This is a genomic window from Lactobacillus kefiranofaciens, from assembly GCF_900103655.1.
GTDB classification, from domain to species: Bacteria; Bacillota; Bacilli; order Lactobacillales; family Lactobacillaceae; genus Lactobacillus; species Lactobacillus kefiranofaciens.
Genome location: NZ_FMXC01000009.1, coordinates 18,198 through 40,241, shown reverse-complemented (window position 1 = coordinate 40,241; position 22,044 = coordinate 18,198). Strand labels below are relative to the sequence as shown.

At 39.8% G+C, this 22,044-nt stretch carries 16 protein-coding genes, 3 tRNA genes and 1 pseudogene; 1 reads left to right on the top strand and 19 read right to left on the bottom strand.

The window, feature by feature from the left end:
• Positions 1 to 8: 8 nt before the first annotated feature.
• From BLP58_RS04975 to BLP58_RS04910, 14 genes and pseudogenes are all read right to left on the bottom strand, one after another.
• Positions 9 to 1,157, bottom strand: a complete 1,149-nt coding sequence (locus BLP58_RS04975) for a CamS family sex pheromone protein (RefSeq protein WP_013854608.1) — start codon at positions 1,155 to 1,157, stop codon at positions 9 to 11.
• A gap of 13 nt (positions 1,158 to 1,170) precedes the next feature.
• Positions 1,171 to 3,177: an NAD-dependent DNA ligase LigA gene (gene ligA, locus BLP58_RS04970; RefSeq protein ID WP_013854609.1), complete on the bottom strand. Its 2,007-nt coding sequence runs from the start codon at positions 3,175 to 3,177 to the stop codon at positions 1,171 to 1,173.
• Positions 3,178 to 3,210: 33 nt separating this feature from the next.
• Entirely contained in the window at positions 3,211 to 5,457 is a 2,247-nt protein-coding gene (gene pcrA / locus BLP58_RS04965) for a DNA helicase PcrA (RefSeq protein ID WP_013854610.1), read from the bottom strand.
• Positions 5,458 to 5,540: 83 nt separating this feature from the next.
• On the bottom strand, positions 5,541 to 6,188 hold the full coding sequence (locus BLP58_RS04960; protein WP_013854611.1) for a glycoside hydrolase family 73 protein: 648 nt from the start codon (positions 6,186 to 6,188) through the stop codon (positions 5,541 to 5,543).
• Between the two features lie 84 nt (positions 6,189 to 6,272).
• Positions 6,273 to 6,357: transfer RNA gene (locus BLP58_RS04955), tRNA-Leu, on the bottom strand.
• Positions 6,358 to 6,415: 58 nt separating this feature from the next.
• A complete protein-coding gene (locus BLP58_RS04950; protein ID WP_025084125.1) occupies positions 6,416 to 6,892 on the bottom strand; it encodes a SprT family protein in 477 nt (158 codons plus the stop codon).
• Positions 6,889 to 7,587 carry a glycosyltransferase family 32 protein gene (locus BLP58_RS04945; RefSeq protein WP_013854613.1) on the bottom strand — a complete coding sequence of 233 codons (699 nt, stop codon included), beginning with the start codon at positions 7,585 to 7,587 and terminating at the stop codon, positions 6,889 to 6,891. Before BLP58_RS04945 ends, BLP58_RS04950 begins: the two co-directional genes overlap by 4 nt.
• Before the next feature lie 3 nt (positions 7,588 to 7,590).
• Positions 7,591 to 9,021 carry an oligosaccharide flippase family protein gene (locus BLP58_RS04940; protein WP_013854614.1) on the bottom strand — a complete coding sequence of 477 codons (1,431 nt, stop codon included), beginning with the start codon at positions 9,019 to 9,021 and terminating at the stop codon, positions 7,591 to 7,593.
• Positions 9,022 to 9,025: 4 nt separating this feature from the next.
• On the bottom strand, positions 9,026 to 10,180 hold the full coding sequence (locus BLP58_RS04935; protein WP_013854615.1) for a CDP-glycerol--glycerophosphate glycerophosphotransferase: 1,155 nt from the start codon (positions 10,178 to 10,180) through the stop codon (positions 9,026 to 9,028).
• 85 nt (positions 10,181 to 10,265) lie between these two features.
• On the bottom strand, positions 10,266 to 12,935 hold the full coding sequence (locus BLP58_RS04930) for a calcium-translocating P-type ATPase, PMCA-type (RefSeq protein WP_025084124.1): 2,670 nt from the start codon (positions 12,933 to 12,935) through the stop codon (positions 10,266 to 10,268).
• Positions 12,936 to 13,125: 190 nt separating this feature from the next.
• Positions 13,126 to 13,956, bottom strand: a complete 831-nt coding sequence (gene nadE, locus BLP58_RS04925; RefSeq protein ID WP_013854617.1) for an NAD(+) synthase — start codon at positions 13,954 to 13,956, stop codon at positions 13,126 to 13,128.
• A pseudogene (locus BLP58_RS04920) lies at positions 13,953 to 15,430 on the bottom strand (nicotinate phosphoribosyltransferase). Before BLP58_RS04920 ends, nadE begins: the two are co-directional and overlap by 4 nt.
• A 97-nt stretch (positions 15,431 to 15,527) precedes the next feature.
• Positions 15,528 to 16,619, bottom strand: coding sequence for a glycosyltransferase family 4 protein (locus tag BLP58_RS04915; RefSeq protein WP_013854618.1), 1,092 nt, complete (start codon positions 16,617 to 16,619; stop codon positions 15,528 to 15,530).
• A gap of 4 nt (positions 16,620 to 16,623) precedes the next feature.
• Positions 16,624 to 17,355: a WecB/TagA/CpsF family glycosyltransferase gene (locus BLP58_RS04910; protein WP_013854619.1), complete on the bottom strand. Its 732-nt coding sequence runs from the start codon at positions 17,353 to 17,355 to the stop codon at positions 16,624 to 16,626.
• A 130-nt stretch (positions 17,356 to 17,485) separates the two neighbouring features.
• On the opposite strand from BLP58_RS04910, the gene tagD reads away from it, so the two are divergent.
• Entirely contained in the window at positions 17,486 to 17,872 is a 387-nt protein-coding gene (gene tagD, locus BLP58_RS04905) for a glycerol-3-phosphate cytidylyltransferase (RefSeq protein ID WP_013854620.1), read from the top strand.
• A 38-nt stretch (positions 17,873 to 17,910) separates the two neighbouring features.
• Here tagD and BLP58_RS04900 read toward each other — a convergent pair whose 3' ends face one another.
• The 5 genes from BLP58_RS04900 to BLP58_RS04880 all read right to left on the bottom strand — a co-directional run bounded on the left by BLP58_RS04900 (position 17,911) and on the right by BLP58_RS04880 (position 21,853).
• Positions 17,911 to 18,612, bottom strand: a complete 702-nt coding sequence (locus BLP58_RS04900) for a GntR family transcriptional regulator (protein WP_025084123.1) — start codon at positions 18,610 to 18,612, stop codon at positions 17,911 to 17,913.
• An 88-nt stretch (positions 18,613 to 18,700) separates the two neighbouring features.
• Positions 18,701 to 19,819, bottom strand: a complete 1,119-nt coding sequence (locus tag BLP58_RS04895) for a hypothetical protein (RefSeq protein ID WP_013854622.1) — start codon at positions 19,817 to 19,819, stop codon at positions 18,701 to 18,703.
• Between the two features lie 137 nt (positions 19,820 to 19,956).
• Positions 19,957 to 20,028 (bottom strand) — tRNA-Gln (locus tag BLP58_RS04890).
• Positions 20,029 to 20,062: 34 nt separating this feature from the next.
• Positions 20,063 to 20,144, bottom strand: a tRNA-Tyr gene (locus BLP58_RS04885).
• 176 nt (positions 20,145 to 20,320) lie between these two features.
• Positions 20,321 to 21,853 (bottom strand): SLAP domain-containing protein, encoded by a 1,533-nt coding sequence (locus BLP58_RS04880; protein WP_013854623.1) that lies wholly within the window; start codon positions 21,851 to 21,853, stop codon positions 20,321 to 20,323.
• Positions 21,854 to 22,044 lie beyond the last annotated feature (191 nt).

Sequence of the window (22,044 nt, the reverse complement as noted above, 5' to 3'; positions counted from 1 at the left end):
AATACCTCCTATTCGCCGCCATATACATGGACTAGATAATCACTATCGCCGGTTTCTTTGGCAATTAATGCTTGTACATCATCAACTGAACCAATCTTAATTTCGATTGGAATATTATTAGGCAAATACTTCTTTGCCGTTGACAGAGCTAAACGCGTAAAACTTTGAATTTGTTCATAACCATAAAACTGGGTCGTAATCGAAATATTCTCTTGCGCCAGCTTGCCATTATCATAACGCAAAGTTGCCGTTACCCCACTAATATTAGGGAAATAATTTTGAATAGCTGTCTTAAAATCGTTGAAGTGCGATGCATCGTCGCTATTAATTGCTTTTTCATTACCAGTGGTCGGCAAAACTTGCATTTTTTCCGACACGGATTTCCATTTAGTTATTTTACTACTATTAGACGCCGCTGTCCCGTAAGCGAAGTAAGTTCCGCCAACTAATGAATCTTTTCCAGTTTTTGAGAATAAACCAATCGTAATCGGAATCTTCTTCAAAGCCTTTTTCTTACGCAACCGAGCAACAATCTCATTGGCCATTTTTTCGCCTTGGGCACGTTGCTCGGCTCTCGAAATATCTGTTTGAAATTCAGCGCCGTTACGCTTCTTTTGGTAATAATCAACGGAATTCATGGCTAAACCTAAGCTCATGCCACCAATTTGATACTTAGATCCTAAACCGGTCAAATAATCTTGCTCAATAATCTCTTCCAAATAAATTGGATTACGCTTATTAGCATCTTTCTTGCCATTATTTACTGGATTTAATCCATTAGGATTAGATTTAGACTTTCTACTTAACCAATCCGTTACCGTTGATGTATCAAGATATTGTCCTTCTTGAAAAACATATTGATTAGGTGAAAACTGGTTTTGGGAAATCTTGATCAGACCTCGTTCTAATTCTCGCGTATCAACAGAATTATCATTATCCGTTGCCGTTAAACCTGCAATTTCACTAATCACATAGCGTCCATTTTTCATCAAAACGGTATAGCCATTCTTACCAGTATTCGTTGTTTGATAACTCTTTTTTCTAGTAGTTGAAGTAGTGGTTGCATTATTGGCTAAACTAGAATCCTTTAACTTACCGCAGCCACTCAAGGTCAGTGCAGCTCCGACTAAAGCCATAATTTGCAAATATTTTTTCACAATGATTGTTCCTTTATTCAATTTGTGCAATTGCTTCTTCTTCAGTTAGAAGCGGTACGCCTAATTGCTGAGCTTTATTAAACTTAGAGCCGGCATCCTTGCCGTAGATTACATAATTAGTCTTATGAGAAACTGATCCTGTAACTTTAGCTCCCAAAGCTTGCAATTTCTTTGTGAATTCGCTTCTAGTATAATGCTCTAATTTGCCAGTCAAAACAACTGTCTGATCCTTAAAAGGATTATCTGGAATTTCTTCAGGCTCATCTTCACCCAAGTAATCCATATTCAAGCCGCTTTCTTTAAGTTCTTCAATTAACTTTTGTGCTTCTGGCTGAGCAAAGTACGTAGTCATTGATTCAGCAATCGTCATGCCTATTGTATCGATTGAAGCAATATCTTGCACGCTTTGTGCCATAATCTTTGCAAGATTTTTAAACTTTTGGGCAATTAAGCGAGCAGCTTTGGCACCAACATGATCAATTCCTAGACCAGTAATCAATAATTCAACTGAATTAGCCTTCGAATTATCGATTGCGGTTAACAAATTATTGATTGATTTTTCTTTAAAATGATCAAGCTGCGCTAAATCATCCGCGGTTAAGTGATAAAGATCGGCTACATTGCAGACTAAGTCTTTAGCAATGAGTTGCTTGACAATCTTAGGCCCCAAGCCTGCGATATTCATTGCAGGACGAGAAGCAAAGTGGATAATGCCTTCCTCAACTTGTGCTGGACAAGATGGATTAATGCAACGCAAAGCAACCTCATCTTCTAAGTGAACTAATTTTTGCCCACAGGAAGGACAAGTTGCCGGAATCAAATATGGCTTGGAATCTGCTGGTCGCTTAGCAAGCACTACCTCAGAAATCTCCGGGATAATATCGCCAGCCTTGTGCAGCTTAACTGTATCACCGATTCTGACGCCTTTTTCATTCAAATAATCTGGATTATGCAAAGAAGCCCGAGCCACGGTAGTTCCAGCTAATTGAACTGGATCCATGACCGCTGTCGGCGTTACTACGCCTGTACGTCCTACTGTCCACACGATATCACGGACAGTCGTTTCTTGCTCTTCCGGTGGGAATTTATAAGCAATTTCCCAGCGTGGCACCTTTACCGTATTGCCTAATTGCTGTTCGATATTTAGATCATCGATTTTTAAGACAATTCCATCAATTCCATAAGTTAGACTATTACGCTTAGCGGTATATTCATCAATAAAGTCAAACACTTCAGCAAGACTAGCCAGCTTACGCCCTGTTTCGTTAGTATGAAAGCCTAATTCATGCATGCGGTTAATGGCCTGATGCTGGCTGGTAATTTCTTGTGGCGGATTAACCCAGGTATAAATAAACGTGCTTAATTGCCGCTTTTTGGTTACCTTAGGGTCTAGTTGGCGCAATGAACCGGCTGCGGCATTACGCGGATTGGCAAAAACGCTTAAGCCTTGTTCTTCTCTTTCAGCATTTAATTTGGCAAAGGCTTCCTTACCCATATAACATTCACCGCGCACTTCTGTGGTTAAAGGTTCTGGCAAGGTCTGCGGAATATCTGCAATATAGCGCGCATTTTGCGTAACATCTTCACCAACATAACCATTGCCACGAGTAGAAGCACGCACTAACTTGCCCTTTTCATACTCCAAGGAAAGCGATAAGCCATCAATTTTTAATTCAACGTTGTATGCGACAGGGTGGCCGACCAGCTTTTGCATCCGCTGATCGAATTCCTTTAGTTCATCTTTAGAAAAAACATCCCCCATCGATAACATCGGAATCGGGTGATTGACCTTGGTAAAATCACTATCGATCTCTCCACCCACTCTTTGCGTAATCGAATCAGGCATAACGATCTGTGGATAAAGTTTTTCAAGTTCCAGCAAACGATTGTAGCTTTGATCATAAACATTATCTTCAACTTCCGGCGCATCTTTAGAATAGTAGGCGTCAGCCCATTCATTTAATTGGGTTCTAAGTGAAGCTGCTTCTTTTTTAGCCTCATCAAGAGTAATTTCTGCCATTTTTACCTCCTGATAAAAAATCTTTTACTTTTATTATACCTTCTTAATCGGTGCAAACGCAGCTAAGAGTCTCTTAATCCCCTTAGCTGGGAAGGCAATATCCAGTTCCATATCGTCACCTGTTCCGTTAACCTTGGTGACCACGCCACGCCCCCAGGCCTTGTGTTCTACTTGATCGCCAACGCTCCAACCCTTCTTTTCAGCACCGACAGCACCAGCGGCTTTCTTAGCAGTATAAACCTGAGCACGAGCACGTTCTTCTTTTCTGGCAAAAGGTGCGGCTTGCGCGGTAAAACTAGACTTAATAAAACTATGTTCTAGCTGTTCATTTTCTTCTTTATGCAAGTCTTTAGCATCAATTTCATCTAAGAATCTTGAAGGTGAGTTATTCTGCATTCTGCCATACATCATGCGTGAATATGCATTCGTCAAAAATAGCTCCTGCTTAGCCCGCGTGATGCCCACATAAGCCAAACGACGTTCTTCTTCTAATTCATTATCATCCATCATTGCCCGCTGAAGAGGAAATAGCCCATCCTCCATGCCAATTAAGAATACCACTGGAAATTCTAGCCCCTTGGCGGCATGCAAGGTCATTAAAGCTACTTGATCATCATTTTCATCCAAGTCATCCTGATCGCTTAATAACGATACTTCAGCTAAGAAATCGCTCAACGGATTAGAATCATCCTCTTCTGGTTCATAATGATCGTCAAAACGCTTGGTAACGGATAAGAATTCATCCAAGTTTTCTAAACGGGTTTCTGATTCAATAGTATTTTCTTTTCTTAATGCATCAGTATAGTCAAAATCCGTTAAGATTTTTTCAGTTAAGCCGGTTACGCCATGATTCTGCGCATAGGCAATGGCATCACGCATTTTCATGCCAAAATCGCTTAATTTCTTGGCTGCCCGCGTATTAATTGGACTTTCGCCCACGTAAGTCATCGCATCTAACATGTCATAATGATTATTATCCGCAAAAGTTAATAACTTTTCCACAGTTGCGGCACCAATTCCTCGCTTAGGAGTATTAATAATCCGGTTCATGCTCATTGTATCCGCTGGGTTAGCTACCAGCTTCAAGTAAGCCATAATATCTTTGATTTCCTTTCGATCATAGAATTTATGTCCGCCCACAATTTGATAAGGAATATTTGACTTAACGAAGGCTTCTTCGACTGTTCGAGACTGAGCATTAGTCCGATACAAAATCGCGAAGTCCTTATAAGAACGGTGCTTGTCTTTTACCTCTTCTTGAATTTTGGCAATAATATAGTGCGCCTCATCATCACCACTTTGAGCTTGATAATAGGTCACTTTTTGACCATCGCCTTGATCAGTCCACAGGTTTTTATCTTTACGATTTTGATTATTCTTAATAACTGAGTTGGCAGCAGACAAGATATGACCGGTTGAACGATAATTCTGCTCTAATTTAACCGTTTTAACGCCATCCTGCTTATAATCTTGCTCAAAATTCATGATGTTTTCCATATTGGCGCCGCGCCAACCATAAATTGACTGGTCAGCATCCCCCACGACGCAGATATTCTTATATTGCGCAGCTAAAGCATGACACAACTCATATTGTGCTTGGTTGGTATCCTGGTATTCATCAACAAGAATATAACGGAACTTATTTTGATAATGCTTTAAAACTTCATGATCTTTTTTAAATAAAACTAAGGTCTGCATGATCAAATCATCAAAATCCATAATTTGATCGCGACGCAATCTGCGTTGGTATTCTTGATAAATCTTAGCCGTCATCTTCTCAAAAGGCGATGAAGCACTCGCAGTAAAGGCCTCCGGAGTCAACAGATCATTCTTACCGTTAGAAATCGCTGATAAGACTCCACGTGGATCATACATCTTAGGATTAATGTTCAGATCCTTTTCAATATGCTTAACTAGAGTCAATTGTTCCGCAGAATCCGCGATTGAAAAATTATGGTCATAGCCAATCTTATCGGCATCCCGACGCAAAATTCTTACGCACAAGGCGTGGAAGGTCGACATCCAAATATTTTCAGCAGCCGGACCCAGCAATTTTTGTTCACGTTCGCGCATCTCAGCTGCCGCCTTGTTAGTGAAGGTAATGGCCAAAATATTCCATGGCGCAACATGATTCTCTTCAACTAAGTAAGCAATACGTCTTGTTAAAACAGAAGTCTTGCCAGAACCTGCTCCGGCAACGACCAAAAGCGGTCCTTCAGTAGTCTCGACTGCTTTTTTCTGTTGCGGATTTAATCCAGCTAAAATAGATTCTTCGCTCATTATTGTCCCCTTCACCTAAATAAAATCTCTAATGTAACTTAAATATTATAGCAAAAAAGCAGCTAAATTTTTGCTGCTTTGAACTACTTGTCATATTTTTCTAAATTAAACTGCTCAATTAAATTAATCAGCTTATCCGCATAATTAGGATCTGTCGCGTAGCCATCAGTAACTAATGCCTTGGCCTGCGTCTGATAATTCTTAGAGGCAAGAACATGCTTATACTGGTCGTGATTCCACGTTGTTCCATTCTGGAATAATCTAGCGTGCGCTCTAATTGAAGCCTCATATGAGTCATATATTTGAAATCTCGCCTTAACCGTGACCCATTTATCCTTGACGTATTCCTTAGTGGTCATCACGGCAGAAGTATTAGGATTGCTGCCTTTTACCCCAAACAAGTTATTATACTTTTGAGACAAAGCACTTTGGTCATAATTACTCTCTAAGCAGGCCTGAGCAATAGTGATGCTGGGCAATAAATCATAAGACTTGTCCACCTCACGTGCAATAGGACCAATCTTTTTAATAAAAGCCTTGCGCTGCTTTAATAATTTCGCTGCCTCTTGCTGGCGCTGCAATTGAGCCTGGCGAATCTGTTCAGACTGAATCGCGTACCTGCGGTAATAATGAAAACCAATAAAAGCAACCAATAAAATAAATAAAATGATGAATACGCGAACAACGATTTTTACGCTCTTGGGTATTCTTGATTTACGCTTTTTTGCCATAATTTCAATTCCTTTAATCCATTAAGACAAGTATACCCGATTTTTTTGTAAAAAAAGAAGTCGCTGACTGCGACTTCTAATTAGTGCGGGCGAGAAGACTCGAACTTCCACGATCTAAAGCGATCACAAGATCCTTAGTCTTGCGCGTCTGCCATTCCGCCACGCCCGCGGAACATTAACTATAATAGCCTAAAAACAGCAGATGTGCAAGGGAAAATTGAAATTAATTATATTTTATTCTTTTTTCTTTCAAAAACTGTAGCTAAACGCAAGGCCCCCTTGCATTTACCGCAGCGATATCTTCGCGTATTGATTTTGCGCATGCGAGGATAATGCAAACCGCAGTTTGCGCAAACATAAAGATAATTATATTTTTTCTGCCTACGCAAGCCGATATCTGGCGCATAACAGCTGCCACCCACTTTTTGCAATAAAGTTTTAAAGTCGCGATCCTTATGCTGATAGCCCAAGCCCAATCGATGCAAATGATAATGACAGAGCTCATGCTTGATAATGCCAATCAAATAATCATGATATTGTGGCGTCAAAAAATGAGCATTGATCTCTAAATGATGATCATCAAGATGATAACGGCCTCCAGTAGTCGTCATGCGGCGATTAATCTTTACTTGATGAATAAACGGTCTATGAAAATACTGCCGCGATATCTGCTCAACTAATTGCTGCAGTTCTTGCTGATTCATCGAATCCACTTGGCGTATCTTCCTGCCCCTTTAGGCGTATTAATGTGGCGCTTCAGAGTCGTTACAATCTTATGCTTAAAAGAGTGCTTGCCATTCATCCAGGTCCCGGTAAACAAATGGATCGATTTAGATTCTGGAGAGGGATTGCACAGGACGCCATCAGGATAAACATGAATCCCCTCTTTTAGCATTTGTTCTTGATTACCGATTTTTAAACCATATTTGTCAATTAAAATATCAGTAACAGAAACACTGTTAACTCCTGCCATCTGATTATTATTATCAAATTCGAAACTGCGATCCTTGTAATAATCTAGAATATCCTGCATGAAAGGATGTTCTTTTTCCGCGCCAAAAATTGCAGCCGACAGATAATCATTATTCTCAAAGCCAATAAAAGCTCGATCATTTAATAGCGGAGTCAAATCAGCAATTACCCGCACATCCGTATCAAGATAAATGCCACCTTGTTCATAAATAGCTCGTGCACGAATATAATCTGACACGAAGGCCCATTTTTTTGCCTTGTAGGCCTGCTCGATATACTTATTTTCATGCATATCGAAGTTATCTTCGTTCCATTCAATAATTTTAAAATCTGGCAAGTTCTTTTTCCAGGTAGCAATGCATTCCTTAATCAAAGGAGATTTCGGATTGCGACCTACCCACACATAATGAATTATTTTCGGAATCATTTTTTATCCCCTTTTACAGAAATTCTTAAGCAATTTAACTATATCTTGATTAAAGTCCAGCTTAAACAAAAACATCAAACCTAGATAAATCGCTAACATGATAATTGACTTGACAGCCATATTAAAGAAAGCAGATGGAATTAAGTTAGGCAAATACATTCCAATTGCTAAAGTAATTACTGCAATTAATAAATATTTGGGCACATCATGGAAAACATAGGTAAATTGATAGCCATCGCGCACAACCCATAAACGCAATACTAAAACTACGGCTTCCGTAATTAAAATGGCAATCATTGCGCCCATCGCGCCATATGGTCGATCAAGCAGATAGCTTAAGACAATTTCAAGTATAGCCCCAATTACCACGGGAACAGCATAATCTTTATCGCGCTGATTAGCTAAAGCAAATTGATTGGCAAAGACGCCACCAGTTGGAATCATGATAATCGTCAGCGTGAACCAAAACATGAGAGGCGTCATCGAAATATATTTATCGCCAAAAAAGAACGGCACGAATTGCTTCGTATTCGCCATAATAATCACCGCAAATAACGTCCCTAGCATCACTGTCGCTTCTAACGATTTTTTCATGACTACCTTCTGAGCTTTTACCCCTTCACTAGCCATTTTCGGCATAATTACCAAAGAAATACTGGTGATTACTCCCAAAATCATATTAGAAATTCTCTGTGAATTATCATAAAAAGATACCTGCGTTGAATTAGAGAAAATACCTAAAATTGGTTTATCTAATGATGTATAAATTTGCGTCGCGATCTGCGGAATCATTAGAGTACCAATCGCAATCGCCGTCTTTTTAAATTTATAAAAATGCGCCACTGGTCCGCCGACATAACGGCGAATGTCAAACCAGAAGACAAAGGAGCCCAGCATCGTAGAGACAGACATAATCAACAAATACTTCCATAGATCCGTTGGACCTTTTACCCACAACAGAATCAAGACTACGCTGACTAGCTTAACCGCAGTATTTTTTAACACCACCCGGCCGAAATCGGCTAGTCCTTGAAAGAACCAGGAGATATCCACTTGGGCACTAATCAAATATGGCACCATTAACAACAAATAGAACCAATATTGAATATGAAAAAGAGTAGTCACTAAAACCGTAATTGCAATAGTAATCAATCCAGCGATTCCCTGAAAGTACCATAAGCCCCAAAAAGCCTGAGTAAGCTCAGCTGGCGTGCCATAGGTGCGCATTCTAGAAATTGTCCGCATCCCTACATAAGAGACAGATAAGATACAGAAGATCATTAAAAATTGCACGGTATTATTAACGCTGCTATAGATACCATAAGTTTTTGGGCCCAATACCCTAGATAAATAAGGAACAGTAATTAGCGGTACAAGAACAATAAAAATCTGGTAAACCGCGTTATAGAGTATATTTAAAAATGTTCTGCGCATGTACTCACCCTCTAAACTCTTGCGTCATGTACTTAAAGACGTTCTCACAATACGAATCGTCTTGCACCTGACTAGTCAAATGAAGCCAATAGAGTCGCCGATTGGCTATTTGCTGGTTGTCCAAATGATCCAAATTATTAATCAAATCTTGTTCAGAATTAATACAGATACCCGGCACAATCTCAGCATAAGGCCCCAGCAGCAAGCCCCGTGTTTTTTCATACTGACGCAAAAAGTTCGTGACAAAGACGATTGGCTTATTTAAATGCAAATAATCAAAATAAATCGATGAAAAGTCTGTCATCAAGAAGTCCGTATCGCCTAATAATTCATACAGATCATAATTATGATCAAACAGATAATCATTGTTTAAAAAAGCGATGTTGGAGTAATTGCTTTTTAAGTTGGCAAATAAGCGCATCTCATAGGGATGCAGCTTGACAATCAGATATTGGTGGCGTTTCTTAAGCTCCCCGTTTAATTTTTCCCCATCAAAGTCAGTAAAAGCAAAGAAGTTGCCTTTTTTAATTTTATCCATAATGGTTTTATCTTCTAATTCATATCTAAAAGTAGGCATGTAGATCCCAATTTGAGCATCCTGATCAGCAATATTAAATAAATCTTTTAGCAGTTGCTGCTTGCTAATCACTGGCTGCTTTAACAGATCTAGTCTAGGGAAACCTAATTTATGGTATTTCTTAGTTTCAATTGCCATGCAGGCACTCATCAATGTCTCGTAAAGATCTGAACTGGAGGCTACGATATCCGCATTTTTATGCCATAATTTTTCATTGCGCTTATTGTCGCGGTAACGAGTATTGTTAGCCATGATACCCATCCGCTTTAGCGGTACGCCGTGCCATAATTGCACGTTGATCTGATGCTTGCGTACCTTAAACGGCTGGTGCGTCGTAATCACGTAGCGTGCTGCCCCAATTTTTTGCCAGGCCTCCCACTTCAAATGCGATGATGGCCAAGGTTCAACTAACGTAGCGTTATATTCGGGATGGTTAAGCAATAGCCATTTATAAAAAGCATAGCCATTAGAACCAGAGCGACCTGAACCATTTAGAATTACCACGTTATTGTTCTCCATCGTGGTAAAACGCGCTCTAAATTTCATGAATGCCAAATAAAGGCGAAATAAAAAACTTTTCATCAATTTACTTCCTCAAAATAATCTGAGTTAAGCATATAAAAAAAGCTTGAGTAAACCAAGCTTTTTTCTTTATTTTTGTTAAACTTTATTCTTTTTCAGCTTTTCTTTGGCAGAACTTGACGATTTCGACAATCAAAATCATGCAGATTCCAGCAATAAGAACGACTGCCCATTGACCGCCATCAAGCTCTGTCACATCGAAGAATCTGGTCATAAATGGCAGTTCAACTCCAGCCATCACTAAAGCTAAGATAATAATCGCACCGTTAAACCATTTATTCACAAAAGTACCCTTGCTGAAAATAGATTGCCGCAAGTGCTTCGAGTTAATCGCATGGAATAATTGAATTAGGCCCAAGGTCAGGAAAGCCATGGTTAAGGCATCCCCATGCTGCAAGGCTGGCTCATTAATATGCGGACCAACATGCAGACCTAATTGGTAAGCGCCTAATACCAAGACCCCTTCCAGGATCCCTTGATAAATAATTGAGCTAGCCACACCGCCACTGAAGAAGTTAGACTTCTTACCCCGCGGCTTGCGTTTCATAATTCCCTGCTCAACCGGTTCAACCCCTAAGGCAATCGCTGGCAAAGTATCCGTTACCAAGTTGATCCATAATAATTGCACTGGTTGCAAGATATCCCAACCTAACATCGTCATCATAAAGACGGTTAAAACCTCACCAACATTACAACTCATTAAGTACAAGATGGCTTTTTGAATATTGCTAAAGACCTTGCGCCCTTGCTTGACCGCTTCTACGATAGTTGCAAAATTATCATCGGCTAGGACCATATCACTGGCACCTTTTGAAACTTCAGTACCTGTGATCCCCATGCCAATACCGATGTTGGCTTGCTTCAGACTTGGGGCATCGTTAACACCGTCACCAGTCATGGCTACGATCTTATCATTGGCTTGCCAGGCCTTTACAATTCTCACCTTGTGCTCTGGTGAAACACGAGCGTAGACATTATAGTCTTGGACGTGCTTAACAAAGTAATCATCGCTTAATTCATCTAATTGTGCACCAGTTAAAACACGTTCGTCTTGACCTGGCTGTAAAATTCCTAATCTTTCCGCAATGGCTTGAGCCGTTGTTTGGTGGTCACCAGTAATCATGACAGTTCTAATCCCGGCACTATGTGCTTCCGCTACAGCAGCCTTAGCTTCAGGCCGTTCAGGGTCAATCATGCCCACTAGTCCAGCAAAAATCAAATCTTGTTCAACATTATCAGTTGTTGGATTATCATACAGCTGGTCAACACGCTTATAAGCTAAGCCTAAGACACGTAGAGCTTTTTTAGCCATTGATCGGTTAGTAGCGAGAATTGCTTGTCGTTGCGTATCAGTAATTGGTGAAAGCTCTCCGTTTATTGCTACAGAGGTTACTCGCTTTAATAATTCATCAGGTGCACCCTTAACTGCAACGAAAAATCTATTTCCATCTTGATTAACGGTGGACATCAATTTTCTTTCTGAATCAAACGGTACTTCTTGAACCCGCTTATATTTGTTAAGCAATGCATCCACATCAATATCCTGATCGAAAGCATATTGAATCAACGAAGTTTCAGTTGGGTCACCTAATAAGTCACCGCCGTTTTCAATCTTCGTATCATTAGCCAAGATCATTGCCAGTAGCGCTGGGTTAGTATCCTCTATTTTTTCAGAATTATCATGAATATTTCCCTGGTAATAAAGTTTTTCCACGGTCATGCGGTTCTGTGTTAATGTCCCAGTTTTATCAGAACAAATGATATCCGTCGCACCCAACGTTTCTACGGCAGGCAATTTTCTAACTAAGGCTTTGTGCTTAGCCATGGTCTGTGTTCCCAGGGCCAAAATAATTGTGACAATTGCTGGCAAACCTTCTGGAATTGCAGCAACAGCCAAGGAAACGGCGACCAGAAACATTTCGATTACCAATTTATCCGTTGGCATCGTTCCTTGCTTGGTGAACATCCCTACGGCAAAGACAATCACACAGATTGCCAAGATCATAATAGTCAGGATCTTGCCTAAGTGGTTCAAATTCTGCTTAAGTGGCGTATCCGTTTCATCGGCATTGTTCAACATCGTCGCAATCTTACCGACTTCGGTGTTCATTCCAGTTTCAGTAACGATCCCTTCACCACGACCATAAGTAACATTGGTGTTGGAATATGCCATGTTGAGTCGATCAGCTAAAGCAATGTCGCCGTCTTGCAGAGTTTCATTGCTCTTTTCAACAGGAACCGATTCACCAGTTAAAGCTGATTCCTCAATCTTTAAACTGTGGGCTTTTACTAGTCGTAAATCAGCGGGGACAACGTCGCCGGCCTCAAGCAGTACAATATCGCCCGGTACCAATTCAGTACTTGGAACAGTGATAATTGCATCGCCGCGCCGAACATGCGCATCTGGCGTCGCCATCTCCTTCAATGCTTCAATTGCGGCTTCTGAACGTGCCTCTTGAATCACTCCTAAGATTGCATTCAAGATAACCACGATCATAATAATTGCCGCATCGATCCACTCATGTGCGACCACGCCACTCAAAATTGCGGCAACGATCAGCACAATGATCATAAAATCTTTGAATTGATCGATAAAACGCATAAACATGCTCTCTTTTTTCTTGGATGTCAGCGCGTTTGGGCCATATTTAGCTAACCTATTTTTAGCTTCTTGGTCAGTTAAACCATTGGCAATAGAAGTAGTTAACTCTTTTTCCACATCGGGAATCGACTCAGTATAATATTTCTTAGCCATCATTTTCCCTCCTTAATTAAAAGAAAAAGAGACTTACATGCTTGTAGCACATAAGTCTCACAAATTAAGATAAATCCAGAAGTGTAAAATCTTCGGCTGTTGGATTTATCGCAAGCAAATTGCCGTTACTCCCTTATGAATAAGTTCATTATAAGAAAGTTTTCACCCATTAACAAGTTTTAGCGAATAATTACTTTTTGTAAAAATCGTCAAATACGGTTACAGGCAAGTGGCGCTTGTGTTTGCTCTTATTCCATAATTTTTCAATTTGTTCAGCTGCCTTGTCGGACACTTCTTTGCCTTCAAGGTAGTCGTCGATCTCTTGATAAGTTACACCCAATGCAACTTCATCTGGCAAATCTGGCTTTTCTTCTTCCAAGTCAGCAGTTGGAGCTTTTTCATAAAGGTGCTTAGGACAACCTAATTCTTTAAGCAAGGCTTTACCTTGACGCTTATCTAAGCGGAATAGTGGCGTCAGGTCAGCGGCACCATCGCCAAACTTAGTGTAAAAACCACTGAAGTTTTCGGCAGCGTGGTCAGTACCGACAACGGCACCCTTGTTAGCACCAGCAATAGCGTATTGAACCACCATTCTTTCACGGGCCTTGATGTTGCCCTTGTTAAAATCGGCAATCTTTTGACCAGTAGCTTCAACTGCCTTAACCATTGCGTCAACTGGTTCTTTGATGTTCACAATTAAATCTTGATCAGGATGTTGAAATTTAACTGCATCGGCCGCATCATCCGCATCGGCTTGGACGCCATACGGCAAACGAACAGCGATAAATTGGTAGGAATCATCGCTAGTTTCTTTGCGCATTTCTTCAATGGCCATTTGACATAATTTTCCAGTCAAAGTTGAATCTTGACCACCAGAAATACCCAAAACATAAGACTTCAAAAATGGGTTAGCCTTCAAATAATCCTTTAAGAAATCAATTGAACGTCTGATTTCCTTCTTAGGATCAATTTCTGGCAAAACATGTTCATAGGCAATAATTTCTCTTTGTAATTCTCTCATCGACCAATGCTTCTTTCTCTAATCTTACGACGAATATCTTGAATCAGATCCATCTTGCTTTCATACAAGTTTTGGGACAAATCAACCGGGTATTCTTGTGGATTCAAGCTACGCTTATATTCATCCCACAAGCCATCAAGATTTTGGACACAAAACTTTTTAATCTCGTCCAAACTTGGCTGTTGGTAAACCAATTTACCATCCTTAAAAATATCGTGTAAAAGCGGAATCGCAGTGTAATTCGTAACCACCTTATTGATATAGGTATATTGTGGGTGGAACATGAACAAGGCATCAAACTTACGTGGATCTTCATTATAGCGAGATACCCAATCGCCTTCATTCTTCTTAGCGGTGTTCGCGCTAATCCGCCATACTTGCTTCTTGCCTGGAGTTGAAACCTTAATGGCATTAGAGAGATCTTCAAGGTATCACGCATGGCATGAACTTCATCTTCCATTGCGACTAGCTTGTAGACGGCTCCCAAAGCTGGCTGGTCATAAGCAGTAATATACTTGGTCCCAATGCCCCAGACATCAATCTTAGCACCCTGCATCTTCAAGTTAGTGATCGTGTTTTCATCCAAGTCATTAGAAGCAAAAATCTTAGCATTAGGATAACCAGCATCGTCTAGTTCTTTGCGAACCTGCTTAGACATATAGGCCATATCGCCAGAGTCGATCCGCACGCCTAAGAAATTAATCTTGTCGCCCATCTCATTAGCTACTCTGATTGCGTTAGGCACGCCGCTACGAACGGTATCATAGGTATCAACTAAAAAGACGCAGTCCTTGTGAGTTTCCGCATATGCCTTAAAGGCTTCATATTCGCTACCAAAAGCTTCAACTAGAGCATGCGCATGCGTACCAGAAATTGGAATGCCAAATAGCTTCCCAGCACGAACATTACTAGTCGAATCAAAGCCACCAATATAAGCAGCCCGGGCACCCCAGATAGCAGCATCCGTTTCTTGTGCACGACGGGAGCCAAATTCCATTAGACTATCATCTTGAACGGCTAACTTGATTCGAGCAGCCTTAGTAGCCAGCAAAGTTTGGAAGTTAATAATGTTCAAAATTGCGGTTTCTACTAATTGACATTGAGCTAGTGGCCCTTCAACTTGCAGAATTGGTTCATTGGCAAAGACCAACTCCCCTTCCTTCATTGAGCGAATAGTTAATTTTAGTTGTAAATTGCGCAAATAGTCTATAAAGTCATCATCGTAGCCTTCCTGCTCTTTCAGATATTGCAGGTCGCTTTCTTTAAATTTTAAATTCTTTAAATATCTAATGACGTGCTCCAAGCCCGCATATACGGCATAACCATTGCCAAATGGCTCTTGGCGGTAAAACGTTTCAAAAACAGCGTTGCGATCAGCAATCCCCTTCTTGAAATAGGTGTACATCATGTTGATTTCATATAAATCAGTGTGCAAAGCGAGTGAATCGTCTTTGTCTAATTCTGGGTAAAACATTGTTTCCCTTTCTGTAATTAAAAATTATCAATTTAGTTTTAATTATACAGCCATTATTATTGTATTGCTATTTTTGAAATCATCTTTATCAAACGATTTACACTAAAGTGTCATAAACTTTTTCAATTGAAGCTAGCTGATTTTTGACAGAAAAATGTTCCTCGGCATAGCGTTTCTCGCGTTCTGCCATAGCTCGCAAATCTTTAGGAGACTTATTCACAGCTGCCTTGATCGCCTCTGCGATTGAATCCACATCTCCTACCTTAGCAATAAAGCCATAGTCTAGACTAGGAATCATCTTACTGATATCGCCAATATTTGTGGATAAAATAGGGATTAAATTATCTGCTGCTTCCAGCAAAACCAGTGGGAAACTCTCCGAATAAGAAGTAAGCACGGCTAAATCAATTCTTTTGTATAAGCCGCTTAATTGATGATGCGTCATAAAACCATGAAAAGTTACTTGTGGGGCCATGTCCAGCTCGCGCATTAGGGCCTTTAGCGGCTCCAGCTGACTGCCATCACCCGCAATATGCAAACGAATATGTTGATCATCTAACTGCTTAACCGCCTTTAATAACAGATCTTGCCCTTTAACTTTCTCGGTACGTGCCACATTCACAATATTAAAGTATGTATGTTCATACTTGGCTGGGATTTCGCTATCGCTGTGGAAAAAAATGCCATTATAGATCACATGCACTTTAGTTTTATCCACATGTGCTTTATTTATTAATAAATTAGCAAAATGCTCAGTTACGGCAAAGATACAATCGGCCTTTCTTAGAGCACGAATATTTAATTTAGTAAAAATTTTGCCTAGTAAACCGCGCCCAGCAAAGTCTAAATAAGGATTAGAATGAACCGTGATGCACCATGTAGCGTGGATTTTTTTGTGAATCAAAGATAAAAACAAATTAGCCCGTGCTCCGTGAGTATGCACAATATCATAATGTCCATCATTAATAAACTTAGTCAGTCTCTTCAAACTGGCTAAGTCATAACGACTGCTTGCTCCCAAGACAGAAGTATTAATTCCCTCTCGCCGAGCTGCTTCAGCCACTGGTCCTTCGGCCAAAGTTAGCAAGTCAAAATCTTTATGTTCAATTTTTGCCTCTGTCAACAAGTTGACAATGTGCGACAAACCACCGCCATTTTCAAGACCAGCATTTACATGCAAAACCTTCATTAAATTATTTCTTCCCTCTCTTCGATTGCTCAACACGTACCACAAATTGTGGTAACACTAACATTCGTCTAAATCGTGATGGATTAGTTATCAACCGATAAAACCATTCCAAATGCGTCTTTTGAAAAGCCTCTGGTGCTCGCTTAACTATACCGGAAAAGACGTCAAAACTGCCACCGACGCCCATCATCAGAGCCGGCGTCTCATTTCTACGCAAAATTGCCAGTAATTTTTCCTGCTTGGGAAAACCTAAAGCCGCAAAAACCATATCTGGTTGAGCTTTCTGAATGCGTCTTGCTACCAGCTCTAGATCTGTCTTAAAGTAACCATCATCAGCACCAACTAGGTTGATATTCGGATATTCCTTAGCCACCTTAGCTTGAACGGCATGAATCACTTGCGGCTTGGCTCCAATTAAGTAAACGCGACTGCCGCGATCATTGGCTACGCTCATTAGCCAGGTAAACAGATCATAGCCTGTAACTCGCTCAGGAAGTGGCTTGCCTAGCATCTTAGCTGCCTTCACAATACCAATGCCATCAGCAGTAATATAGTCCGTATCCTGTTTAAGAATTTTCATAAATTCTGGATTTTCATTAGCAGCCATCACAATTTCCGGATTAGCCGTCACTACAAAAGTCGATAGATGATTGTTTAATCGTTCAATAAATTCATTTTGAAATTGATTAAAAGTCTTATTATCAAAATTAACGCCTAGCACATTAACCTTATCCATTTTTCCACACCTCATGCGTCTTCTAATCTAGTTTCTATTTTACCATTTCAAAAGGCAAGCATAAAAATGAAGCGTAAGTTTTAGCTTTTCTTCAAATATGGTAAGATTATTTGAAGAAAAAGGAGATATTATGAAAAAAGTAATTACTTATGGCACCTTTGACCTGCTTCATTACGGCCACGTGCGCCTGCTTAAGAGAGCTAAAGAATTAGGCGATTATCTAATCGTGGGGCTATCCACCGACGAATTCAACGAGTTCAAGAAGCACAAGGAAGCCTACAATACTTATCCTGAACGAAAATATATCCTAGAAGCTATTCGCTATGTCGACCAAGTGATTCCTGAAAAAGATTGGGATCAAAAAATCGACGACGTAAAAAAATACGACGTCGACACCTTCGTAATGGGAGATGATTGGAAAGGCAAGTTTGATTTTCTTAAACCATATTGCGATGTAATTTACCTGCCAAGAACGCCCGGCATTTCAACTACTAAGATCAAGGAAGATCTGAAATAATCAAAAAACTCCAACTTTTCATCATAGTTGGAGTCTTTTTATTTTGAAAAAGTAAATTCGAAGCGTTCAGCCACGTAGCGCGCACGCGTATATTCAAAAGGCTGACCATTAGCAAGTTCTGTTACCTGTCGTCTTGTAATAAGAGCTTCACCTTTTCTCGCCTTCAATAAGCGTGCATCCTGTTCATTGGCAATGGATGCTGAGATATGCTCGGTTACTCTACCGATATCAAAGCCGCCACGCTTTTCTAGCGTTTCATATAGATGAGTAGAAACATCTTCCTTGGTAAAATTCTTTACCAAATAATAGGGGACAGTAACCACTTCGTAACAGATTGGCGTGCTATCGGCATAACGGATTCTTTCCATCTGCAATACGTTTTCACCTTTTTTCAATGATAAGCGCTCTTTTTCAGATAAAGATGGATTGCCAATTTGATAAGAAATCAACTTGCTAGATGGGACCTGACCATTGGCCTTGGTAATCTCGGTAAAGGACATGATCCCCGACATTCTTTCTTGTACCTTCTGGCTGGCAACATAAGTACCGCTGCCTAGGCGTCGCTCTAATATTCCTTCTTCTTCCAATGTCTTAATTGCCTGGCGCAGAGTCATTCTCGACACGCCAAACTTTACAGACAGCTGCCGTTCAGCTGGAATACGATCTCCTACCCGATAAACGTGGTTTTCAATATCACGCTTAATTTGATTATGGATCTTGATATACATCGGTTCTTCCATGGTCCTACCTCCAAAGTCTAATGCTTAGTTTTATTATAAAATAAATTGGTCTAGATTGCATTTAATATGGAATTAGGATTTTAGCAGATTATTTTTTCTTAGCGGTCCAGTGCATCCCTAAAATATACACATTCGGTCTTTTATCGCATTCCACATTCAAATTATCATTCTTATGATCTGGCAAAATGTTGGCGTTCAACTTGGCATCGTCTTGAACAGCAAGTTCGGCGCCGTTGGGATGTAAAACAAGATCGTGCCCCTTTAACCTGACCGCACCATTTAAGGCTAAAAAGTACTCGTAATCCATGTTGCCCATGAAAGTTACACGAGTAGCCTCACAATCAGCCGTATCTTGAAAATCAGCGTGAGCAATCACTACGGAGTTATTCATTGTTACCTTAGCCTCATTAATCACGACCATGCGATTAATGACAGAATTTTGAATAATCGTATGCGTCTTTTTATCAATATAAATGCCACCATTAAATTTGCAATGAACAATATTGCTCCAGCTGTCATCACTGAGATAGAGGCAGGCGTCATCCTTGGCCTTCACTGTCGTATTAAGCATATTCATCCAAGTCTGACCATGCAATAAAACATAATCAACTTCAGAATTATTAAGATCTAACTCTGCATTGGTCTTGTCAAAAGTATTAATACTGCCATGAACGCGCGAATTATTAATAATTGCAGTGCCGTGACCTTCAAGTGCCAGGGCGCAAAACTTGTCTGAAGGATAATCAATCTCTGAATCATTCATCTCTAGCCGAAAATCGGCACTGGCATACATGGAAACTGAACCGCCAATTATCTTGGTTGAATACAGTTCAATCGTTGCCTTCCCATTAATGGCAATCGCGGCGGTGTCCGTATTGTATCCCTTAACCTGACAATTCCTCAAAGTTAAGTAACCATCGGTCTCAGCTGGCACCGAGAGACAGTTATTGTCTGTATTAGTATTAATACATAGATTTTCTAAAGTAACATAGCGACTATCTTCTGACACGCTAAGATAGCCATAGATTGTAGTTGCTTCTGGTACAGATCCTGTCCCCTTGATGGTAATATCTGTTAAAGTTAGACCTTGAGGCAGATAATAAAATCCGGGACCCAGCATCAAAACATCGTCAGCACGTAAGTCCTTCAAGACTTCATGCCAGCTAGTCTCGCTGCTTGAGCCACCAACTCTAATTATTCTAGGCATTCTATATCCCTTCCTATTGAAAAGTCAGGTACTATTGTACTTGTTTTTTAGTGTTTACGGGTAAAATTTGCATTAACACAAAAAAAGAAACGTCATAATGACGCTTCTTCTTCGGGTTGGGTGTTCTATTAGAACTATTGGGTTAGCTGGATTCGAACCAGCGCATGATAGTACCAAAAACTATTGCCTTACCACTTGGCTATAACCCAGTACCAGCTGAACTTTTTACTTGTCGTTCAACAATGGAGGAGGGTGGATTCGAACCGCCGAACTCAGAGAGAGCGGTTTTACAGACCGCCGCGTTTAGCCACTTCGCTACTCCTCCGTTAGCTGACTTAATTATAATAAGTAAAATCTACAGAAAATGCAAGGGTATTTTTGAATTTTTTTGAAAAAAAGTATTTCCTAATCATTGCCTTGATTTTTAGTAAGCTTTCTTTATTTGTTACAGCAAAAAAGCCGATGCTTTCGCACCAACTTTTCGTTTATTTAGATTCTATTTTAATAGAAGTTTACAGCCTTGATGTAACGCTTATTGTTGTTTCTGCAGCCTTCAATTCTGTAGTATCTCTTACCATTCTTGAATCTGTATGAAGCACCATAAGTGGTTACAGTTTGGCCCTTGTACATCTTGCCAGTACCTGGGGTACGACGGTATGATGACCAGTAAATGTAAGCATTGTGACGCAACTTACGTTGAGTACCAGTAATATTGGTTACACGAACGTATTCGTCCTTGTTGGCTACCTTGTAGTAAGTCTTGCCGTTGATAGTTACAACAGTTGGAACGATGTCAATGTTAGTGTAAGTGTCATACATGTGACCCAAGAAGTTACCATTCTTGTCGTAAGCCTTTGAAGCTACCATTACAACGTGAGATTCACCTTTTTCAGTAGCAGCTGGTTTTACAAGTGATGACGTCTTTACCCAAATGTTGCTTGAGTTAGCATCTGACTTAGACTTGGTTGAAACCTGTGAATAAGATTCTTTATTATAAGTCTTAGTTTGATCAGCAACGTAAACTTGATCACCATCCTTGAAAGTAGTTGAACCACTCAAAGGATTATTACCATAGAAGTTATAGGTTGTAATTGAACTTGCTCCATTAGCATATAAAGTTTGCTTATGGCTGGAAGTAATCAATACAGTATAAGTAGCGGTAGTCTTCTTACCAGTATAACCGGTAGCGGTTATTGTTACATTATAATAACGCCCTGCTTCAGAAGTATTAACAGGATTTGACGTTGCTTCAACACTTGCAAACGTTGTATTAGCTGGACTTTGTTGAGCTGAAATAATAATACTTTCACCATTACTATTAGTAAAATTCAAAGGATTAAAGCTAGAGTTAACGGCCACTTGGAATACTTGTCCATTTAAAGACTTATCTTTTTGTGCTTGACCATTAAAGCTCCAATTGATCTGTGGATTTTGTAAGGTATCAACAGGAGTACTTACACCTTCAGGAACAATTGGAATTTGAACTGAAACTGTTTGATTATTAGCACTTGCACTTAAAGTAATATTGAATGAAGTATTTGGAACACTTTCAATCTCTTCGTAGCTACTTCCTTTTTTATCAACTTTATTATTCTTAGTTGGCTTGCCATCCTTGTCAACATTAATAGTTTTTACAGATACATGGTTAGCCTTTAATTGAGTAATAAAGTTATCTTTGTTAATAGTGATTTTTTGACCAGCATCTTGATTTGCTTCATGGAACAAAACAGCTTTAGAAATTGTATCAATTAAAGATGATACTTTATCACCTTTTTTGATACTTACAGTTGTACGAGCCACGTTACCTAAAGGATTACTTTGACTAGCTTCACCAATAATTTCATTATTGTAAGTAAAGTAAGGTTTATTAACAGGTTTTTGAGTTGATGTATTAGTTGTATTTACAGCAGTACCAGCAGCAGAACCAATATTTACAGCAACATCAGCATTAACAGGCACAGTTGAAGCTACAACTGGAGCAACAGCCAACAAAGCAGCGGCAGCCACGCCTAACATTTTTCTATTCTTTTTCATAAATGTGGTCCCCCATTTTTTGTATAAAAATACATATAAGTAAGCAGTAATATCTCCTGTTCACTTGTGAATATATTATACCATCACGCCTTATCGATTCAAAAGAATCGGCTTTTAGACGAGTACACAATATAAAGATACATGCCTTTATATTGCATATAGTAGGTTAGCTCTCTACTATTAAGCTGTAG

Excerpts from the sequence above, each read along its gene's own strand:
- BLP58_RS04880 (WP_013854623.1), bottom strand. The coding sequence starts at position 21,853 with ATGAAAAAGAATAGAAAAATGTTAGGCGTGGCTGCCGCTGCTTTGTTG.
- nadE (WP_013854617.1), bottom strand. The coding sequence starts at position 13,956 with ATGAGAGAATTACAAAGAGAAATTATTGCCTATGAACATGTTTTGCCA.
- BLP58_RS04935 (WP_013854615.1), bottom strand. The coding sequence starts at position 10,180 with ATGAAAAGTTTTTTATTTCGCCTTTATTTGGCATTCATGAAATTTAGA.
- BLP58_RS04900 (WP_025084123.1), bottom strand. The coding sequence starts at position 18,612 with ATGGAAGAACCGATGTATATCAAGATCCATAATCAAATTAAGCGTGAT.
- tagD (WP_013854620.1), top strand. The coding sequence starts at position 17,486 with ATGAAAAAAGTAATTACTTATGGCACCTTTGACCTGCTTCATTACGGC.
- pcrA (WP_013854610.1), bottom strand. The coding sequence starts at position 5,457 with ATGAGCGAAGAATCTATTTTAGCTGGATTAAATCCGCAACAGAAAAAA.
- BLP58_RS04950 (WP_025084125.1), bottom strand. The coding sequence starts at position 6,892 with ATGAATCAGCAAGAACTGCAGCAATTAGTTGAGCAGATATCGCGGCAG.
- BLP58_RS04930 (WP_025084124.1), bottom strand. The coding sequence starts at position 12,935 with ATGGCTAAGAAATATTATACTGAGTCGATTCCCGATGTGGAAAAAGAG.
- BLP58_RS04945 (WP_013854613.1), bottom strand. The coding sequence starts at position 7,587 with ATGATTCCGAAAATAATTCATTATGTGTGGGTAGGTCGCAATCCGAAA.
- ligA (WP_013854609.1), bottom strand. The coding sequence starts at position 3,177 with ATGGCAGAAATTACTCTTGATGAGGCTAAAAAAGAAGCAGCTTCACTT.
- BLP58_RS04940 (WP_013854614.1), bottom strand. The coding sequence starts at position 9,021 with ATGCGCAGAACATTTTTAAATATACTCTATAACGCGGTTTACCAGATT.
- BLP58_RS04895 (WP_013854622.1), bottom strand. The coding sequence starts at position 19,819 with ATGCCTAGAATAATTAGAGTTGGTGGCTCAAGCAGCGAGACTAGCTGG.
- BLP58_RS04915 (WP_013854618.1), bottom strand. The coding sequence starts at position 16,619 with ATGAAGGTTTTGCATGTAAATGCTGGTCTTGAAAATGGCGGTGGTTTG.
- BLP58_RS04960 (WP_013854611.1), bottom strand. The coding sequence starts at position 6,188 with ATGGCAAAAAAGCGTAAATCAAGAATACCCAAGAGCGTAAAAATCGTT.
- BLP58_RS04910 (WP_013854619.1), bottom strand. The coding sequence starts at position 17,355 with ATGGATAAGGTTAATGTGCTAGGCGTTAATTTTGATAATAAGACTTTT.